The following is a 19,374-nucleotide window of genomic DNA, read 5'->3' as shown; positions in this document are numbered from 1 at the left end:
CACCCCCATAAAAAACCTGGATAACTATACCATCACGGCAGAGTCGCACAGGCGGCCATACATACCCTACGCAGCAACTATTCCGCAGCACCGCTTTCGGTTCCATACGACGGCACGGGCGCCTCGACCACATGGTGATATCGATCGATATAGATGGCACGGGCCTCCAGGCGGCGCACCAAATCTTGATGATGCGTACTCATCAAAACCGTCTTACCGGCAGCAACGTAGGCCAGCAAAAAGTTGACTACGATGTCGCACGAGTCCTCATCGAGCCCGTTGGTGGGCTCATCGAGCACTAGGATATCGGGGTTCATCGACACCACCGCAGCCAGCGCAACGCGCTTCTTTTGCCCGCCCGAAAGCTGATAGGGCGAGGCATCGACCAGATCGGCAACCTGGAACAGCTCCATGGCATCGCGGACGCGGCGCTCGAGCTCGTCTGTCGGCAGCCCCATCTGCGCGGGGCCAAAAGCAACTTCCTCGCCCACCGTAGCGCAGAACAGCTGGGCGTCGGCATTCTGGAACACAAAGCCCACGCGCTGATGAAAACGCTGAGCGGCTGCGGAATCCTTGAGATATGCCGCATCGATCACGTGCCCGTCAAACAGGTACGCACCCGCGTCCGCTAGTTCAAGACCGTTGATAAGGCGCATAATCGTCGTCTTACCGCAGCCGTTGGGACCGAGTAGGGCAACGAGTTCACCACGATCGACCTGCAGCGACACACCATCGACAACCGTATGCCCCGCATAGGAGAACAGCACGTCGCGAAACTCGATGAGCGGCGTGACCTCGGCGCCGGCAGCACCGCTCGCACCCATCGCGTTATTCGTATCGTTTGCCAAAACGTCGCCCTTCCCTATCCACATCGACGGCTCGGCCGCCCGCGCTACAGCACCGCGCACAACACGGCGAGCAGCACCACGACGACCGCATAGACCGCATCGCGCCAGCCAAAGCCGCTCCGCGCGGGAGTCGGATACGCACCGGCAAAGCCACGGCAAAGCATAGCCTCGTCCATCGCGCGGCTGCATTCCATCGCCTTGATAAAGGTCATGCCCATGATACCCGCCAGCGAGTCGGTGCGCGAAAAACCCGCAGGCGCACGACCCACGCTGCGCAGCATGACCGATTCGCACAGATCGTGCGCCGTGCGTCCCAGCACCTCGATATGCTTGAGCGCCATATCGAAAGTAAAGATGACCTCGTCGGGCAGGTGCAACATTTTGAGCGCCGCCGACATGCGGCTCCAGGTAAGCGTCCATGAAACGCCCAGCACCAGCGACACATTAATGAAGGTCTTGAGCGCGATCTTGAGCATGGCGCCCGTGGCAGACGCGCCCAGCAGCAGGGCAGGCAGTGCCAAAACCACCGCGAGCCCCGCAGCGCCAAGCGCCGGCACAAAGGTTGCCCGCAGCCCGCGTACGGGGCGCACGGCAACGAGCACCAGCGCGATAGCCGCCATCAACATGAGGTAAAGCGGGCTCTGTGTCAGGCACACGCACAGAACGCAGACGAACATCCCCACCAGGCGCACCGGAGCCGAAACGCAAGAAAGGGCGCGGTCGACCATCGACCCGCCCTCGTGCGCGCCTCCACCCAGGCGAACCCGCTCAAGCAGGCTCGCCAGGTGTAGGACATTCTTTTGCATCACACGATGCCGAGCCCCCGCGGGCTCGTATCGCTGCTCGACCGCAAGCCAGCTAGGCAGCTCGGCTATTGCCATGAGCACCGCTTTCCTTGACCGTCAGCGAGACCAGGCGAAATGCGATGGTCAGCACCGCCACGCCAATCACGCCCGAAAGAATATACATCGCAGCCTGGCCGGCAAAGCCAAGACCCTGCTCCTCGGAATAGGCCTGCAGATAATCGACCGTGGGCAGGGCATCGGCAAAGGTCGGGGTATCGAGGCCGACCGAAGCCTGCAGGCTGTCGTCGCCAGCCTCCTGAACGGCAGTCGCGGCGCCCTCGGCGTCCCACTCGCCCCATGCGTCACCCGTGGCCAGCAGGCCCAGCGGCGTGGCCACAACAAGCACGGCGACCAGAATGAGCGTGGGAATCAGGGAAGTCTTCTTGGCGGTACCATCGGCGGCAAGCTGGCCATCGGCGGCTTCGGGGCCGACGATAATGCTCGGCGCCGTCTTCTTAATGAAGCCGTAGATGGCGGCCGTCGCCACGCCCTCGATCACGCCGGCAACCAGCATATGCGGGATCAACATGGCCGGAATAGCCACGGACAGCGGGAAGGGGCAGTACAGAGGGGCGCCCGAAGCGTTGGTGAAGAGCATCGGCTGAATACCAAACTCGATTGCCGCGCACAGGGCCGCCAGGCACAGGCCGACCCAACCGCTCACGATGGCAGAAACCGAGGTGCCCCAGCTCTTGTCGTGCAGACGGCTGTTGAGCGCACGGAACACGATAGCAGCGACAAACGGCAGCACAAAGGCCATGTTAAAGCAGTTGGCGCCAAACGACAGAACGCCGCCGTCGCCAAACAGCAGCGCCTGCAGCGCCAGCGCGACCGAGACAGCGATAGCCGCGGCCTCGGGGCCCAGCAGCAGCGTGATGAGCGCGCCACCAACAGCGTGACCAGTGGTGCCGCCAGGCAGCGGCACGTTGAACATCATGAGCAAGAAGGAGAATGCGGCGCAAATACCCAGAAAGGCCATGTGCTCGCGATCGAGCGTGGCGCGCACCTTCTTAATGCAGTGAACCCAAACGGGAACCATCGCCACCGCCATGACGGCATCGGTCTGCGGGGACAGGTAGTTGTCTGGAATGTGCATATACGCCTCCCGGTTGCCGGCGCATGGGATTGCAGCGCCGCCTGAAACATTTCATCAGTGTTACGAGCTAGATGATTCGTAACACGCCGCAGGCTATGATAGCAAAACGGCGCGCCGCCACAAAAGCAGCACGCCGTTTTGTAATGCGCGTGTCATATATGCAGGGTCAGCGATGCCTTATTCCGAACACCGCGGTCGCGCAGAGCTCCGCAGCAACCGCCATCAGGCCCTACACTCCCATCGCAAGCCCTAGCCGCGGACCTCGCCGTTTACGCCCTTGCACACCTTGGTGACGATCTTCTGGTGCGCCTTCTCGACCTCTTCGCTGGTAAGCGTGTGGTCGTCCGAGCGATACGTGAGCGCAAAGGCCATGGACTTCTTGCCCGCACCGATGCGGACCGGATCGCGGTAGACATCGAACAGGCGCACGCCCTCGAGCAGCTTGCCGCCGGCACTGGTAATGCGACGCTCAAGATCCTCGCAGGTCACAGTGTTGTCGACCACAATGGCAAGGTCATGCTCAACAGCCGGGTACTGCGAGAACTCGCGATAGTTCTCCTGGTTGCGGGCGCCCTTGATCAGCTTGTCCAAATCGAGCTCAAAGGCAACGACGACCTCATCGATGCCCATCGCCTCGCGCGCCTCGGGGTGAATCTCGCCGACCCAGCCCAGCACGGTTCCGCCGGACAGAACCTCGGCCGCACGACCCGGCTGCAAGAAAGCGTAGCCCTCGCCCTCGACGGGACGGAAGCGAACCTTCTCGATGCGCAGCTGGGCGAGCAGCTCCTCGACAATGCCCTTGCCAAAGAAGAAGCGCAGCTTGCGGTACTTCATGTTCCAGGACTGCTCGCTCCACTGGCCCGAGAGCACACCCGCCACGGACTTGGTCTCCTTGGGCAGGCTGGCGTTCTCGCGACCGTGGAACAGGTTGCCGACCTCGTACAGGTGCACGTTGGGCGTACCGTGCGCCTCGTTGTAGGCCACGGACTGCAGCAGGCCCGGCAGCAGCGAACGACGCATCTCGGTCTGCTCGGCCACCAGCGGGTTCATGAGCACCACGGGGCAACCGCGGCCCTCGGTGGACATACCGATCTTCTCCAGGTCGCCCGGGGCGGCAAAGCCAAAAGTCGTGGTCTCGTTGAGGCCGCAGGCGCGCAGGATCTCACCGACCTTACGGGTGAGCTTCTGCTCGCGGGTCAGGCCGCCGATGTGGTTCTTGGCAGCCGGGATGGTCGCCGTCACGCGGCCCATGCCCCACAGGCGCAGGACCTCCTCGATCAGATCGATCTCGCGCGGCAGGTCGGGGCGGAAGCTCGGCGGAGTGACCATAAAGTCCTCGCCGTCACGCTCGACGGTGCAGCCCAGGCGGGTGAGCGAACGCTCGATAAAGTCGGGCTCGATGTCGGCACCGCAGATGGCGTGCACGCGGGCCAGGCGCAGCTTGATGCTGTCGATGGTCTTAGGAGCGGGGAACACGTCGATGTAGCCGGGAGCGACCTGGCCGCCGGCAATCTCCTCGATGAGCGCGCAGGCCACGTTGGCCACATCCACGCAGCCGGTCTCGTCGACCTGGCGCTCAAAGCGAATGGAGGCGTCCGAGATCAGCGACAGGTCGCGGCTGGTATGCGAGGTGCGACCGGCGTTAAAGCAGGCGCTCTCGACCATCACGTCGACGGTGTCGTCCTCGATCTCGGAATCCATGCCGCCCATGACGCCGGCCAGCGCCACGGGACGCTCGCCGTCGGTGATGAGGCCCATGCCGGCGTCGAGCGTGCGCTCCTCGCCGTCGAGGGTCGTGAACTTCTCGTCCTGCTGGGCGGCGCGAACCACCACGCGGCGGTGGCCATCGCGCTCGGCAAAGGTGTCCAGGTCAAAGGCGTGCAGCGGCTGACCGGTGAGCATCATCACATAGTTGGTGATGTCGACGATGTTGTTGTGCGGGCGCACGCCCAGGGCATTGAGGCGCTTGACCATCCAGTCGGGCGACGGGCCGACCTTCACGTTGCGCACGATGCGGGCGACATAGCGGTCGCACAGGCCCTCGTCGGCAATCTCGACCGAAAGCTCGTCGTCGGTCGCGCGGCCGGTCTCGATCTTGATGGCGGGCAGCTCAACGTGGAAATCACGGTCGAAGATGGCGCCGGTCTCGCGGGCCATGCCGATCATGGACAGGCAATCGGGACGGTTGGGCGTGATCTCGCAGTCGAGCACAGTATCACTCGAGCCCACGTACTCGGCAAACGGCATGCCGCAGGGCGTATCCTCGGGCAGGATCATGATGCCGGAGTGGTCGCCGCCCAGGCCGAGTTCGCGCGCAGAGCAGTTCATGCCCATGGACACGACGCCGCGCAGCTTGCTCTTCTTGATCTTGATGTCGCCGGGCAGCTCGGCACCGATCATGGCCGTGACGATGTGGTCGCCGGCCTCAAAGTTCTGCGCGCCGCAGACAATCTGCAGCGGAGCGGGGTTGCCGTCGGCGTCGAGGTTCTTGTCGCCCACGTCGACCGAGCACACATACATATGGTCGCTATCGGGGTGCGGGGTCTTGGTGAGTACCTTGGCGGTAACCACGTGGTCGAAGGACTCGCCCACGGCATCGATCGCCTCGACCTCGGTGCCGGTACGGATATATTCGTCCGAAAGGGTCTTGGGATCCTCCGGAATATCGATCATGGTCTTGAGCCAGTCGTAAGAAACGCGCATCTAACTGGTCTCCTTTCATAAATGCGGCTTTGAGCCAAAAAACTGCAACGGAGACGGGTTTTCCAAGTGCCGCAGATTGCCTTGAAAGAGGAGGGCCGCGTACTTAGGTACGCAACCGACGATTGAAAGGCAAGGTGCCGTGCTTGGGCAAGCCGCAGCCTAGAACTGATTCAAGAAACGCATATCGCCAGTCATGAGCGTTCTGAGGTCGGGCAGGTCGTAGCGCAGGGCCGCGACGCGCTCGGCGCCAATACCAAAGGCGAAGCCGGTGTACTTCTCGGGGTCGATGCCGCAGTTGATCAGCACGTTGGGGTCGACCATGCCGCAGCCCAGGATCTCGATCCAGCCGCTGTGCTTGCAGAAGTTGCAGCCCTTGCCGCCGCAGACGTGGCAGCTCACGTCCACCTCGCAGCTGGGCTCGGTGAAGGGGAAGAAGTGCGGGCGGTAGCGCGTCTTGCGGTCCTCGCCAAACATGCACTTAACAAAGTAGTCGAGCGTACCCTTAAGATCGCCAAAGGTGATGCCCTCGTCGACGACCAGGCCCTCGATCTGGTTGAACTGCGGCAGGTGGCAGGCGTCGGCCGTATCGGGACGGTAGACGGTGCCCGGGCAGATCATGTAGATGGGCGGCTTTTGCGACTCCATGGTGTGGATCTGCACGCCCGAGGTCTGAGTGCGCAGCAGCACGTCGGACTCGCCGTGGGCGTGAGCCTCGGGGTGCGCGACGCTGCCGGGATTGTTGTCGACCACGTAGAACGTGTCGCGGGCCGAGCGGCTCGGGTGATCCATGGGGGCGTTGAGTGCGGTGAAGTTGTAGTAGGAGGTGTCGACCATGGGGCCGGACTCGACGGTGTAGCCGATACCACAGAAGATGTCCTCGGCCTCCTCGATGATCTGCTTGATCAGGTGCTGATGGCCGATCTGCGGACGGATGCCTGGCAGCGTGATGTCGACGGCATCGTGCTCGAGTGCGTGCTTGAGGGCGGCAGCCTTCATCTCGGTGGTGCGCTCGTCGAGCATGCCCTCGATCAGCTGACGCATCTCATTGGCGCGCTTGCCCATGACGGGGCGATCCTCGGGGGCGAGCTTGCCCATCATGCGCATCAGGCCGGTGATGCGGCCCCTGCGGCCGAGCAGCGCGACGCGCGCGGCCTCGAGCTTCTCGGCGTCGTCGGCGCCTGCGACGAGCTCCTTGGCCTCTTCCTCGAGTTTGACCAGATCATCAATCAGACTCATGTCTTCCCTTTCGTCTCTCGCGCATCCGCTTGCCGAGGCAGCTGGCGCTACCCGACGCTTACGGATGCGCGGCCCGGTTCGGTAACAAAAAACCGTCCTCGGGCATGTGCATTGCCCAAGGACGGTTGAATTCCGCGGTACCACCTTGTTTGACCCGGCGGATGTCTGGCCCGCCGCGCCCACTCTTTGCCCCTTTTCGCGAGGCTCACGGCTTCCCTACTGGGGCTTCGCCGCCGCTGGCCGCGCCCGTTGAGGTTGCTGCTCGGGAGTGAACGCTTGGCCCTTGTCACCGCAGGAAGGCTTGCAGCCCATGACCTTCCCTCTCTTGCCGGCGACGCGGCGGGCAAAACCCTCTCCGTCAACGCATTGGGCTATAGGATAACACATTCTGCGTGTGCATCGCCGCGTTCCGTTTTGTTCGCGCTGGGTACAAAGCAGGTAGCTGTGCAAACTGACCGCACGCCCACCCGTGGCGTCCGGTCTGCGAGATTAAGGATATGGTATGGGAAAGAAACTCGATAAGAAGGCCAAGGCCGCGGAGGGCAAGGCACCCAAGGGCATGAAGGTCGATAAGGCCGTCAAGAAGTTCCGCAAGCTCGAGGGCAAGCTGTGGACCCGCGAGTACCTGCTCAAGATTGCCGAGTTTGACGGCGCGACCATTGCTCCCGCCAACGGCGCCGCGGCGCGCGCCGACGCCATGGGTACCCTCGCCGGCGAGCATCATAAGCTCCTGACCAGCGAAAAGTCTATCGAGCTCGTGCGTTCGCTGGCGCGCGAGACCGTCGCCGGCGGCAAGATCGACGACCCGCAGCTGCTCGACGAGATCCGCGTGCTCGGCCGCGACCAGCGCGAGGCGAGCGTTATCCCCACCGAGGAGGCCGAGGCCTGGACCAGGCTCACCTGCGAGGCCGACGCCGTGTGGCACAAGGCCAAGGCGGCCAACGACTGGGCGAGCTTTGAGCCCTATGTGGATAGAATCGTCGCCCAACTTAAGCATCAGGCCGAGCTCATGGACCCCAAGCGCGACCCCTACGATGTGTGGCTCGACCAGTACGAGCGCGGCCTTTCCGCCCAGAGCTTCGACGCGTTTTGTGACGAGGTCAAGGCCACGGTCGTGCCGCTTGTGCATGCCATTGGCGAGCGCGGCCAGCAGCCCGCTGCCGACTTCTTGCACGCCCGTGTGCCCGAGGCCGCCCAGCGCGCCATGAGCTTCGACCTCATGAAACTCGTCGGCCTGAACCTGGACGACACCACGCTTGCCTTTACCGAGCACCCGTTTAGCGAGGGCTTCTCGGTAGGCGACGCGCGCATCGCCACGCACATCTACGAGGACGACTGCATCTCCAACGTCTACAGCATCATCCACGAGGCGGGACACGCCATGTACGAGCTGGGCGTCAATCCTGCCTATGCGCGCACCTGTCTTGAGGGTGGCACCTCCATGGGCATCCACGAGAGCCAGAGCCGCTTCTTCGAGAACACCGTGGGTCGCAGCCGCGCTTTTATGGGCCCGTTGCTCGAGGTGCTGCGCCGCCACGCACCCGAGGTCTACGGCGACGTCGACGAGGACACACTCTACCGCGCCGTGAACATCGCGCAGCCGTCGTTGATCCGTACCGAGGCCGACGAGCTCACCTATCCGCTGCACGTTATGGTGCGCTACGAGATCGAGCGCATGCTGTTTGCCGGCGAGGCCACGGCCAAGGACATCCCCGCGCTTTGGAATCGCTTTATGAACGAGTACCTGGGCATTCCCGTTCCCGACGACACGCGCGGCTGCCTGCAGGATACGCACTGGAGCGGCGGCTCGTTTGGCTACTTCCCCACGTATGCGCTGGGTAGCGCCTACGACGCCATGTTTGTGCCGGCCATGTGCCGCGACGGTGTCGACCTCAATGGCGCCTGTGCGAGCGGCGATCTGGCACCCGTCCGCGCGTGGCTGGGCGAGCACATTTGGCAGTGGGGCCGCGCCAAGGACGCACCGGAGCTCATCAAGGGCGCTTGCGGCATGGCCTTTGATTCCCGCTACTACTGCAGCTACCTGCAGGACAAGTTCACCACGCTGTACGAGCTTTAAAGCTTAGACAACACACAACGCAAAGGGGCGCCGCAGGATCTATCCCGCGGCGCCCCCCTAGTCATTGGGGACGTTCTTTAATGACTAGTCGTTTAAGAACGTCCCCCATGACTACTTGAAATTGAACGTCAGATTGCCGCTTAGGGTCGTTTGCAGCGTCGAGCGGTTACGCGGTTTGGTAAAACCGCGTAACTACAGAGCTTCCAGGGCGTTGGCGATGCGCTTCATGGCGGCGTCGGCGGCTGCCTGGTCGGGGGCTTCGGCGAGCACGCGAATCACCGACTCGGTTCCGCTCTTGCGTACGAGCACGCGGCCCTCGCCTGCCAGCGCAGCCTCGGCCTCGGCGATGGCGTTCTGCACGCCCATGTTCTCGAGCGCGGCGTCCTTGTCCGCCACGCGCACGGCAACCTGCGCCTGCGGCAGCAGCTTGCACGGGGCCGTGAGCTGCGAGAGCGTCTCGCGCTCGGCACGAATCACTTCCATCACGCGCAGCGAGGTCATAATGCCGTCGCCCGTGCGCTCGATATCGCCAAAGATCGTATGGCCCGTCTGCTCGCCACCCAGGCTGTAGCCGCCCTCGCGCATCTTGGCATACACGTGACGGTCGCCCACGCCGCTGGTCACGGCACTCAGGCCGGCAAGCTCCAGCGACTTGATCAGGCCAAAGTTGCTGGCGATCGTCGGCACCACGGTACCGCCCGAAAGGCGACCGTGCTTGTTCAGGTACACGCCGCACACGTACAGGATCTGGTCGCCGTCGACCACGCGACCGCGCTCGTCCACGGCTAGGCAGCGGTCGGCATCGCCGTCATAGGCAAAGCCCACGTCCAGGCCCTGCTCCACCACATGGCGCTGCAGGCGCTCCATATGCGTGGAGCCGCAGTCCACATTGATGTTAAAGCCATCGGGCGCGGCATTGATCACGCGCACGTCGGCACCGAGCGCGTCAAACACCGGCTTGGCCACCGAGGAAGCCGAGCCGTTGGCGCAGTCGAGACCGATCTTGACGCCCTGCAGCGAAAAGTTCGCACTTGCAATGAGCGAAGCAATGTAGCGGTTGCGGCCCTGCATGTAGTCCACCGTGGCACCGATGTGGTTGCCCGTGGCCAGCGGAACTTCGCTCTTGCCATCGATGTAGTCCTCGATGAGCTCCAGCACGTCCTCGTCCATCTTAAAACCGTCGCTGTTGACGAGCTTAATGCCGTTATCGCAAAACGGGTTGTGGCTCGCGCTGATCATGATGCCGCAATCGAAACAGCCTTCCACGGTCTGATGCGCTACACCCGGCGTGGGGATCACGTGCAGCATATAGGCGTCCGCACCGCTCGCGACCAGGCCACTCACCAGCGCCGCCTCGAACATATAACTCGAGCGACGCGTGTCCTTACCCACGATGACGCGCGCCTTGCGCTCGCGGTTGGCGCCGTAATACCAGCCCACAAAACGGCCAATCTTATAAGCGTGCTCTACCGTCAGCCCAACGTTAGCCTCACCGCGAAAGCCGTCGGTGCCAAAGTACTTCATGCGCTCTCCTTACAAAATAGGGGCGAACAGATTGCCTGTCCGCCCCAAAATGGTACTCGATTATCTGCGCAACCAGAAAAACCCTACGCCGACGCGCTGTCGCGAGCCGCCTGGCATGTAGGAGTCTGACGCAGCGTAAGCGGCTTGTCCCCCGCCTCGGCCGACGTGGTCAGCGTATACGTGATCGTCGTCGTCTCGCCAGCATGCAGGTCAACGGTGCCCGAATAGAAGGGGATTCCATGCCACGCAGCGGCGCCAAGACCAAACTGGGTGCCCTCGACGGTCAGATCAGTAATGTTGCCGCCCGTCGGGGCAAACAACGAGACATTCAGACGCTCGTCGTCACGCGCGGCATCGGGTGCGCTCGCCGCGACGTAGTCGGGCAGCTTGCCGGCCTCCTCCTGCGTCATGATGTTCGTCAGGGTAACGGTGATGCGATACGAGCACGTGCCGTCACCGTTCTTGACGCCCTGGCCAATCTGCGTATCGGCGTTCAGGTACCAGTCGAGCTTGGAGAAGCTCAGGTTGTTAAAGTAAACGCCGGCAACAGGATCGGCACTCGGATCATCTGGATCGGGCAGCGAAGCGTCAATGCCCGTCTCTTTGATGGCATTCTGCTCATCATCGTTTTTCATCCACGCGATCAGGCGTCCCTCTTCGGCACCGCGCTCAACGGCGCTGACAAGCTTCGTAACATCGACATCGCCGATACCGCCAAGGATCTTGTCGAAGGCAGCGCTGGCGACGGATGCAAAGATGCCGTCCGACTCCTCGACCGGATAGTTCCAGTACACATCGTGCATGAGGACCTTTGCGGCGTTGGTGCCGTCGACAACCGTTCCGTCGGGCAGCGACACATTACCGACCAGGCCCAGCAGATACTGCAGGAACACCGGGTCGATACCCACGACGCCGTCAACGTCCTGGCCATATTGAGATTTCCACAGGGCTGCGACACGCTGCGAGTTGCGGGGCCAATCGGGCGAATACGCGTTACCAGAGTTGTACAGGTTACTGTGGTCACCAAACAGTGTCTCGTCCTCTTCGTCGACGCTCTCAACCGCCTCGTCTTTGCCAAGCGCAATACATGGGACAAAGTCACCGATCGACATCTGGCCATCGGTAACTGAAATCAGGCCCTGCGAACCGCCAAAGCCGCCGCAGGCACGAATCTCGACGTTGTTCATGGCGTACACAAGGTAGTTGCGCGTCTGGCCGTTGGCGCCGAGCATCTGGGGAAGGACGGGGGCGACCTTCTCCGCCGCGTCAACCGCGCCGTTGAGGGTGGCAAAGCCGTCCTTGGCCTTATCGACCAGCTCGGTCACCTGGGAAATATGAGTATCGCCAATGCCCTGGATCTTCTCGTTGGCGCTCTTGAACACCTTCGAGCTGCTGGAAAGCGAATCGGCGACCGCCTGCAGCGCGGACACGTTAATCATGCCGTCCTGAAACAGCTTGCCGGGCGTGGCCTGCGAAAGGTTATCGGCCATGGGAACCAGCGCATTGGTCGAGACATCGGACAGGGCGTCGATCATGGTGCGGGCCGCATTGATGTCGCTGCCATACACCGGGATAAACGAAGCCGCCGTCCACAGCGGGCTCGAGGTCTCCGCCTTCATGCTGTCGCAAAGCTCATCGATCTTCTTCGCGTCGTCAGGCAGCGTCGAAAAATCGCCCGACGTGACCTTGTCCTTAAGGCCACCGACAATCTCGACGGCCTCCTTCGCTTCACTCTTTACGGTCTTTGCCGAGTTAAGCAGCATAAAGCCGCTTGCGCCAAGCGCAACGAGAAGCACCGCGACTGCAGCGGCAATAATGGCGCCAGTGTGACGCTTTTTGCGCTCGCCCTTGCGATGGCGATGACGGACCAGACCGTCAGAGGTCGAACTCGACGAAGCGTCGCTACCGTAGTTCAAGCCAAAATCGTAATAATCTTCCTTGGAACCCGAGCCCGCAAACTCGGCACCGCTATCATCCAGGCGGGCGAACGTGCCGGTCTCGGAGGCGCCGGTGTAAATCGTGCCAAGGTTACCCGTAAGCCCCGCGCCACCGGCAGAGGGGGTATTGTTGGCGGCCTTGCCGGCATTAACGTTGCCGGCGGCATTCGCGGCGTTGGCGGCACCTGCGTTGTTCGCAGGTACCGAAGGAGCCCCGCTCGGCTGCGACGTGGAGGTTGCACCGCCCGCAAAGACACTCCCTCTTGCACGGCCGGTCTTTTTTGCCTTTTGAGACTGCTCGTACAGAGCGGTAAACATCGCCGTCTCGCCCGGGGACACGCGCTTACCGGAGCCGCCCTGTCCAGCGCCGCCCGGCGTGCCGGCCTTACCAGCCCCGTTCGGACGCGGCGGAACTGCAGGACGGCCGCTATCGCTGCCCTTAAAGTGATTACCAGCCATAAAGAAATCCTCGCAATTGAGTCGCAATGAAAAAGTCCATAACGTTACTAGTTTATGGCATTTTGAGCATCGACAGCTAAACTCCAGACACGGACGTCAATTGGCGAAAATGCGGCACAACGCCTTTTCCGTCTTGGCGCCATCTACACCGTCAAAAACACCATCGCGATAATCATGGCAAAGCCCGCCAGGTCGGTGGGCAAAAACACCGTTCCCAGCATAAGGGCGCTGGTGATGGTGGCCGAAACCGGCTCCATGGTTCCGATGAGGCTCGCACGCACCGAGCCGATGTCCTTAACGCCCTGCATATAGAGCATGTAAGCAAAAAACGAGCCGATAACCACGAACACCGCGAGCGCCTCGACGCCGGCAGCGTCGAGCGCCGGCATATGCGCCCAGGGCTGCACGAAGACACACGAGACCACGCCCGCCGTGAGCATTGCCGAGCCCGTGACGATGGGGCTGCCGTATTCGGGCAGGATCTTGGCGGGAATCACCGCCATGCATGTAGCGCTGACCGCACACATGAGACCCGCGATCAGACCGAGCGGCGAGATATTCAGGCTGGTGGGGTCGCCACCGGTGGCGATTAAAAAGGTTCCACCCAGAGCCAAGCCAATGCCGATGACTTCGCGAGTACGCGGCATGCGGCGATCGGTCACGCAGGTGTAGCCCATGATGATAACGAGCTGCAGGCACTGGAGCACCGTCGCGGTTCCGGCGTTCGTCAGGCGCACGGCCGATAGATAGCAAAACTGGTTGAACAGCAGGCCAAAGGCGGTAAAGAGCAGCAGCTGCTTGCGATCGGCGGGTGTGGTCCAGAGCTTAACCAGGCGCTCGCGGTCGCGCGTAACAACCACGGCCATAAAGAGTAGACCGGCGAGAATCTGACGCACGCTCATAAGCCACAAGGTGTCGACGTGGTAGGTTTCGAACAGAAAGCTCGCGCTGGTGCCCGAGAAGCCCCAAAACGAACCGCCCACCAGCGTAGCCAAGACGCCCGTGATCATCTTGCGCGTCGAAGCGTTGTTCAGGCGGTCGCGCCATGCGCGACGGGTGTTGCGGCTGAGCTCGTCGGTGCCCTCGGGCACATCAATGTTCGATATATCGGCCATCGGCACCGAAGCCCCTGCGCCTTCGACCTGCTCGACACACTCTTTGCTCATTCCACTCCCCCGAAACAGTCTGGAAGCAATTCGGCTTACCTTACCACGGCGAAGTCACCAGCTGGAGGCTTGTCCGCTTATCGGTAGGACAATTCCGCAGGCGTCTTTCCATAGCTCGATACCGCAATGGCCTTGCATTATGCGACAGCCAAATCGCGGCAGCAGGCTCTTTTGAAATGGATATGGCAAAGCCCCCGAATTCCACAATGTAAGCGATTTTTAAAAATGTTCTTGCCACCGAGTTCAGGCTCCGTTATATTATCCCTTGCGCGCTTGCGCACCCTTGATCGGGCGTTTAGCTCAGGGGGAGAGCGCTTCCCTGACACGGAAGAGGTCAGAAGTTCAAATCTTCTAACGCCCACCAAATGTTCGCAGCTCAGAGGCTATGTCCTCTGGGCTGTTTTGTTTTATGTCGCCAAATCCGCCGGCAGTTCCAACCGCCCAACTAGCCAAAAGCCGACCATCTACTTGCCGATCTATCCATCGGCATAACCAATCAGTCCGCACCGCAACTTCTCAGCAAAACGCCGCGATGTCTGCGCCCTGCGGTATCCTTGAGCCACTTGCACCTGCAGCACCAAGGAGCCGCCATGCGCACCGAGCTCGATGTTCCCTTTTCGCACAAAGAAGAAGCCAAGGCGCTGGGCGCCAAATGGGACCGAACCAAGAAGATCTGGTATGTACCTAGCGGCGTCAACCCCGAACCCTTTGCCGAGTGGCTGCCCGGTGTTGACCGATCCGACCTCTCGGCGCCGTATATATATCTAGTACTGGGCAAGCGCGAGTGCTGGAAGTGTCACAAAGAGACCTCGGTCGCGGCCTTCGGCATTCCCTATCGAACCGATAACGACGAGAGCATCGCCATCGCGCACGCGCCCAACGAAGCCGGGCACATTGCCATCGACACGGCCAACGCCAGCGCACTCGCCATCGTGCCCGCTCTTGGCTGCGTGCCGGGCGAGATCCGCGACTACCTTCATAAGCGCTGCGGCTACAAGCCCGTAGGCGCGCGAGCCTCCAAAGCCCCGTCGCTCGGCAACACGTGCACCAGTTGCGACGCACTGCAAGGCAGCCGCTATCTGTTCGAGGAGCCCTCATCCCCGTTTGCCCTCACTGCCATCAACAAGCTGCCGGAACTGGAGTTTGTGCGCGTCGAAGTTGCCGGCGTCTTTGGCGTCCCGGCTACGCGCACTGACTTTGACCAGGCGCTCTTTACCTGGGCACGCGACCATCACGCCGAGTTCCACAGGCAACTCGGTGAGGGGATTTATTTGTAGGGACGGAGAGGCCTTCACAGCCAGCTCCTCCGCATCACCTATCCCTCGTCGCCGGCGTCGTACACGATATCGAGGCCACAAACAGGGCATTTCTCCGGGTACACCGGCATATGAACGCCTGTCCGTTTTCTCACTTCGTCGCTGAGTCTGTCGCGCGCATCGATGAACCGAATGTCGAGACACGGTATTTGCGAGCCGCAACAAGGACAGGCGACGACAAACGACCCGCAATCAACTTCTACGCTCGGAAACATATTGTTGTCGATAAGGGCACGCGGCAGTTTTCCGTACTTCCCCATCACGACATCGCCTCGCCAGCTCACGCTCGCTCCCTTCCCGTAATTGAAACCAGGAAGAGCATGCACCAGCAAGTGCGCGCGAAATTGCATCGCCACGCGATCCGATCAAACAACACGATCTTAAAAGACCACCAAAGCCAAATACGCTAATACGGCAGAATCCCCGCCTTTTCACGCTTCTTTTCCGAGCGATCGAACTCAATGCGATGGGCCTCAAGAAACGCCGTATTGGGTCGCCACTGACGCTCATTCGGCTGCCTTAGCGTCGCACCTGCAAAGGAAGCGTAGTCGGTCTTATCCAGCAGGTACGATCCGCACAGCCGATATTCACCGCAAACAGGCTCAAACGAAATCAGATGAGCATCAAATAGGGAATGTAAGTCGCGCCGAAGCAGAATGCCATTGCTGGCAACTTGCGATTTAGGGCCCGAGTAATTCTCGATATGTGCAGCCTCCAGAGCTTCGCTGACGCCGCAGTCCGACACCGCGCAACGGCCGTCATAGGCGGCAACGAGCTGCTTGCGGAACCATTGCTGCCCCAGTCGCTCGCGCCTTAACGCATAGCGAACTTTTTCGTCATCGGTCGCATCCCGTCCGGCAAACTCAATGTCGACTGGCATGTGCTTCAGATAGCTCATGTCGGACGCAAAACGAGGGTCAGGCCCGCCTTTATGAACGGGACCATGCAGAACAAACCAGCCGTTTTCGGGCTCGAACCGTTCAACAAACGCAAGGCCAAGCACCTTATAGCCAACCTCAGTTGCAAATATGACTCCAACTGGAACGCCACATTCCATGCAGTTGAGCATTTTCCGGTTATAGTCTTGGTCTCGAGAACCAACGGTGCCCGGCGCTTGAACCGAATACTTAATGACCCACGTGCCGTCATCCAAATAGAGCGGAGGAACATCGGTATAGAAACTCTTTTTAGAGTTATGAACCGAGAGCGCAAAGATCTTATCGGGATCTTGCTTCACCCGATCCTGGCCCGGCCAGAAGATCCCTGAATCCCGCGTTACGGGAAAGAAGTCCGAGCCAATTCTCAAACGATACTGATATTGAGGGCTATCTTCCTTGGTGTGGTGCGGAAGGCTGGTCCAAACGCCGCCGCGCTGCTCCTCACCCAGAAACCACTCCCATGCCTCAACGTATTCGGAAGGCACGAGACTGCAGGCACGGTCATAGCTTGGTCCATCCATCAACGGAACAGCAAGGTCAAAGTCGTTCATCGCCAGCACCTACAACCATACGAACACGAGTCATGCCCTTCAATAATATGGCCGAGAGTCAATTATTACGAGATCTCATTCCGCAATCGGCACATCGTTGATGCTCTCGGTTTGCCGCTGGCGCGCCCGCGCCCCACTACCCCACTCCCCTGTATACTGATGTAGCACGTGTTTCGTCCGGGCTTGTTGGGCCGGATTGTTCATGGGAGGGTCTTGTGGCTGTTTCGAATCCGCCTAAGGGAAGCGTTTCTTCTTCGTCCATCAAGCCGGTTACGCGCAAGGCCGTGCGTTGCCAGCGCGAGGTCGCTTGGCTTGTCACGCAGGCGGCGGGCAGGCTTGTGGCGACCACTCAGGACGTCAATGCGCCTACGCCGAGCTTTGTGTTAGCGGCGGCACTGGATTTTGTGCGCCAATTGGAGCTTGCCGCACAGGATGCCAGCGGCCACCTCGACTACCAGAATGTTATGGCGCCCGACCTGCAAACGTTCTGCCACATGGCCAAGTTGCCCGCCGCACCCAATGCGCTTTCGGACGCAGGCTACATGTTTACGCTCTCGAGCGCGAAGCTCATCCGCGACATCTATGCATACTGCAGCGAGCTCGCCGAGCGCCACGTCTTTGACGCGGCAGAAGTCAAACCGGGATATGTCATCAAGCTGGTTCTTAGACTGTTCTTGACGGGCGGGTTCGGGGCCATGCCGGCGTAAGCCGAGTCTTTAGCATCACCGTCGACTGGGCAACAACTGCTTTACCCTGGTGGGCGCCAATCGAGAGTCGATTAATGGGTCGCCTCGTCCACTAACGCATTTATTCCACGCGCTCTGACAGTCGATATTTGCGGTTGCGGCTTGTCGACGGCGCCGTCGGCTCAAGCTCACCCTGCGCAATGAGTGCATTGACGCGTGCCCTAACCTGGGAAACCGTGAGTCCCGTGCGCTCCGCCAGTTCGCGCGTCCCCAATTCGCCGTAGCGCTTGAGTGCCGTCATAATCAAGTCCCCGCCATGATCGACCGGCTCAACCTTTGAACGGTAAAGTACAACCTTGAACCGATCGAACCCCGGGCAGAACAGGGGCTCGGCCAGACCATGCGCGCGCATGGCATCGATCATCATCGGGATGCCCGAGCCATTTCCCTCAGCCGGCGAGCCCGCGCCATCCGGCAGTGGAACAATCGACATGAGTTTCACGAGCGTTGCATTACGGCATCGGGAGCTGCCGTCAAACAAGTTCTCGCGAGTCTTCCCTCCATAAAGGCCGCCGGGATTCGTCACCTCGATACGGTCGTCAAAAACGTCGACGGCGATCGATTGCCCACAGAACCGATCCCCGTATTCCCTGTGGATAACCGCGTTGGCGACTGCCTCGCGCAGGACCTCCTCGGGAATCTCCAGCGAGTCGACACGCGAGACGCCTTGGATCGTCGAGGTTCGCCGCAAATTCTTAGCGACTGCCGCGACGGCATCCGAGATCATTTCGCCCAACGTTCCCTCGCAGATCGTACGGTCCATGAACCTCAACGACCCCGCCGCGCCCTTCTGCGTTCCGGCATAGACCGCCACATCGATAAAGAGCTTGGGATAGAACTGCTGAGGATAGGCACCCGCGGCCAGGAGCCCGGCCTTAGTAACATTGCCCTGGGAGTCGAGGAAATTCAGGCGCTCCAGCTTCGTTTTCTTGTCCGGCGCGCCGCGCATTGCACGGGGTGTCAGCGAGAAAGCACGCTCTATCGTGCGGTCGACCAGGGCCTCGTCAAGATCGCCTGCGACCGCGCCGGGTACTGCATCGCGATCACTGGGGCTCGTCCGTTCATACGATGACAAGGACAGGACCTCAGTCGACGAAAGCGGGACATCTTTGTCATCGATGCGTTTGTAGCTGCCGCCTTGAGCGCCCCGCTCTATGACATAACAAGGCTTGCTCGACGGGTCGAGCTCCTCAATCGCGATGACCAGAACCACGGTGCCCTGAAGCTCCACGCGTTCAATGGTGTATTTGGGCGGATTGGCCAGTTTTCCGCGGCCGCCGGCATCACCCATGCCCGCTACGAATTGGTTGAGCACCTTCTCGGTCTCAAAGTTCTCGACCGGGATAAAGCCCGCGCGCTCGCTCACGCCGAGCACGATAATTCCGCCAGCGGTATTCGCGAATGCACTAACCGTTTCCCATACGTCGCGGGAAAGCGTCGTGGCGCTCTCCTTGACCTCGACGTTAAGATCGTCCGAGCCCATGCGCCTTAAAGACTCGAGCAGACCGGTCAGCTCGTTTTCGTTCATCTGCACGTCCTTTCGCTTGGTTCTGCGAAGAATGCCGCGAATGGATTTCCTTCGTCTCTCAGTTATCTCTCGTAATTATCTCTCATCTATCTGTTATCTCTCATATTAGAGATGAGTGAGAGATAAAAGATAAGATGTCTGCCATCTGTTTCATATAAACATGTTTTTGCTGGTAGAACAATCGGTATTGAGATAATACCATGATTGCTTGTCTCTTTGCTGCTCAGTTATCTCTCATATTTATCTCTCGTCTTTCTGTTATCTCTCGTATTAGAGATGAGTGAGAGATGAGAGATACGCGAGTGATGGACGAGCGAGGATTTTCGGACGGTCGGATATCGAGAGGGTAGCGCACAGAGATGTGGTGTAAGAGGCGGGGCATGCCCCGCCTCCGCCCTTTCTTG

13 protein-coding genes and 1 tRNA gene are annotated in these 19,374 nt (G+C 60.7%); 4 read left to right on the top strand and 10 right to left on the bottom strand.

Translation table 11 applies throughout. The annotated features are described in order from the left end of the window. Positions 1–77: 77 nt before the first annotated feature. From DW870_RS01345 to pheS, 5 genes are all read right to left on the bottom strand, one after another. Complete coding sequence (locus DW870_RS01345) at positions 78–848, bottom strand: energy-coupling factor ABC transporter ATP-binding protein (protein WP_233539796.1); 771 nt, start codon at positions 846–848, stop codon at positions 78–80. Between the two features lie 44 nt (positions 849–892). Continuing rightward, positions 893–1,729: an energy-coupling factor transporter transmembrane component T gene (locus DW870_RS01340; RefSeq protein ID WP_117876770.1), complete on the bottom strand. Its 837-nt coding sequence runs from the start codon at positions 1,727–1,729 to the stop codon at positions 893–895. Beyond that, entirely contained in the window at positions 1,707–2,789 is a 1,083-nt protein-coding gene (gene cbiM, locus DW870_RS01335; RefSeq protein WP_117876670.1) for a cobalt transporter CbiM, read from the bottom strand. Before cbiM ends, DW870_RS01340 begins: the two co-directional genes overlap by 23 nt. Positions 2,790–3,038: 249 nt before the next feature. Beyond that, positions 3,039–5,492 (bottom strand): phenylalanine--tRNA ligase subunit beta, encoded by a 2,454-nt coding sequence (pheT, locus tag DW870_RS01330; RefSeq protein ID WP_117876668.1) that lies wholly within the window; start codon positions 5,490–5,492, stop codon positions 3,039–3,041. A 159-nt stretch (positions 5,493–5,651) separates the two neighbouring features. Further along, the gene (gene pheS / locus DW870_RS01325; RefSeq protein WP_117876666.1) at positions 5,652–6,728 is read right to left on the bottom strand and encodes a phenylalanine--tRNA ligase subunit alpha; all 1,077 of its coding nucleotides are present in this window, start codon (positions 6,726–6,728) and stop codon (positions 5,652–5,654) included. A gap of 502 nt (positions 6,729–7,230) precedes the next feature. On the opposite strand from pheS, the gene DW870_RS01320 reads away from it, so the two are divergent. Then, positions 7,231–8,805, top strand: coding sequence for a carboxypeptidase M32 (locus DW870_RS01320; protein WP_117876664.1), 1,575 nt, complete (start codon positions 7,231–7,233; stop codon positions 8,803–8,805). Positions 8,806–8,997: 192 nt separating this feature from the next. On the opposite strand, the gene glmM is transcribed toward DW870_RS01320, so the two are convergent. From glmM to DW870_RS01305, 3 genes are all read right to left on the bottom strand, one after another. After that, positions 8,998–10,329, bottom strand: a complete 1,332-nt coding sequence (gene glmM / locus DW870_RS01315; protein ID WP_117716606.1) for a phosphoglucosamine mutase — start codon at positions 10,327–10,329, stop codon at positions 8,998–9,000. A gap of 83 nt (positions 10,330–10,412) precedes the next feature. Beyond that, a complete protein-coding gene (locus DW870_RS01310) occupies positions 10,413–12,725 on the bottom strand; it encodes a DUF4012 domain-containing protein (protein ID WP_117876662.1) in 2,313 nt (770 codons plus the stop codon). A gap of 143 nt (positions 12,726–12,868) precedes the next feature. Next, a complete protein-coding gene (locus DW870_RS01305; protein ID WP_199573571.1) occupies positions 12,869–13,891 on the bottom strand; it encodes a DMT family transporter in 1,023 nt (340 codons plus the stop codon). 289 nt (positions 13,892–14,180) lie between these two features. On the opposite strand from DW870_RS01305, the gene DW870_RS01300 reads away from it, so the two are divergent. After that, positions 14,181–14,255: transfer RNA gene (locus DW870_RS01300), tRNA-Val, on the top strand. A gap of 226 nt (positions 14,256–14,481) precedes the next feature. Beyond that, a complete protein-coding gene (locus DW870_RS01295; protein ID WP_117876660.1) occupies positions 14,482–15,168 on the top strand; it encodes a DUF5710 domain-containing protein in 687 nt (228 codons plus the stop codon). A 445-nt stretch (positions 15,169–15,613) separates the two neighbouring features. On the opposite strand, the gene DW870_RS01285 is transcribed toward DW870_RS01295, so the two are convergent. Continuing rightward, positions 15,614–16,696 carry an HNH endonuclease gene (locus DW870_RS01285; protein WP_117876658.1) on the bottom strand — a complete coding sequence of 361 codons (1,083 nt, stop codon included), beginning with the start codon at positions 16,694–16,696 and terminating at the stop codon, positions 15,614–15,616. A gap of 215 nt (positions 16,697–16,911) precedes the next feature. Between DW870_RS01285 and DW870_RS01280 the strand changes: the two genes are divergently transcribed. Further along, the gene (locus tag DW870_RS01280) at positions 16,912–17,403 is read left to right on the top strand and encodes a hypothetical protein (protein ID WP_117876656.1); all 492 of its coding nucleotides are present in this window, start codon (positions 16,912–16,914) and stop codon (positions 17,401–17,403) included. 100 nt (positions 17,404–17,503) lie between these two features. On the opposite strand, the gene DW870_RS01275 is transcribed toward DW870_RS01280, so the two are convergent. Further along, on the bottom strand, positions 17,504–18,970 hold the full coding sequence (locus DW870_RS01275) for an ATP-binding protein (protein WP_117876654.1): 1,467 nt from the start codon (positions 18,968–18,970) through the stop codon (positions 17,504–17,506). Between the last annotated feature and the right edge of the window lie 404 nt (positions 18,971–19,374).

This window comes from Collinsella sp. AM38-1BH (assembly GCF_003467545.1).
Classification (GTDB): Bacteria; Actinomycetota; Coriobacteriia; order Coriobacteriales; family Coriobacteriaceae; genus Collinsella.
This window is presented reverse-complemented; position numbering and strand designations above follow the sequence as displayed.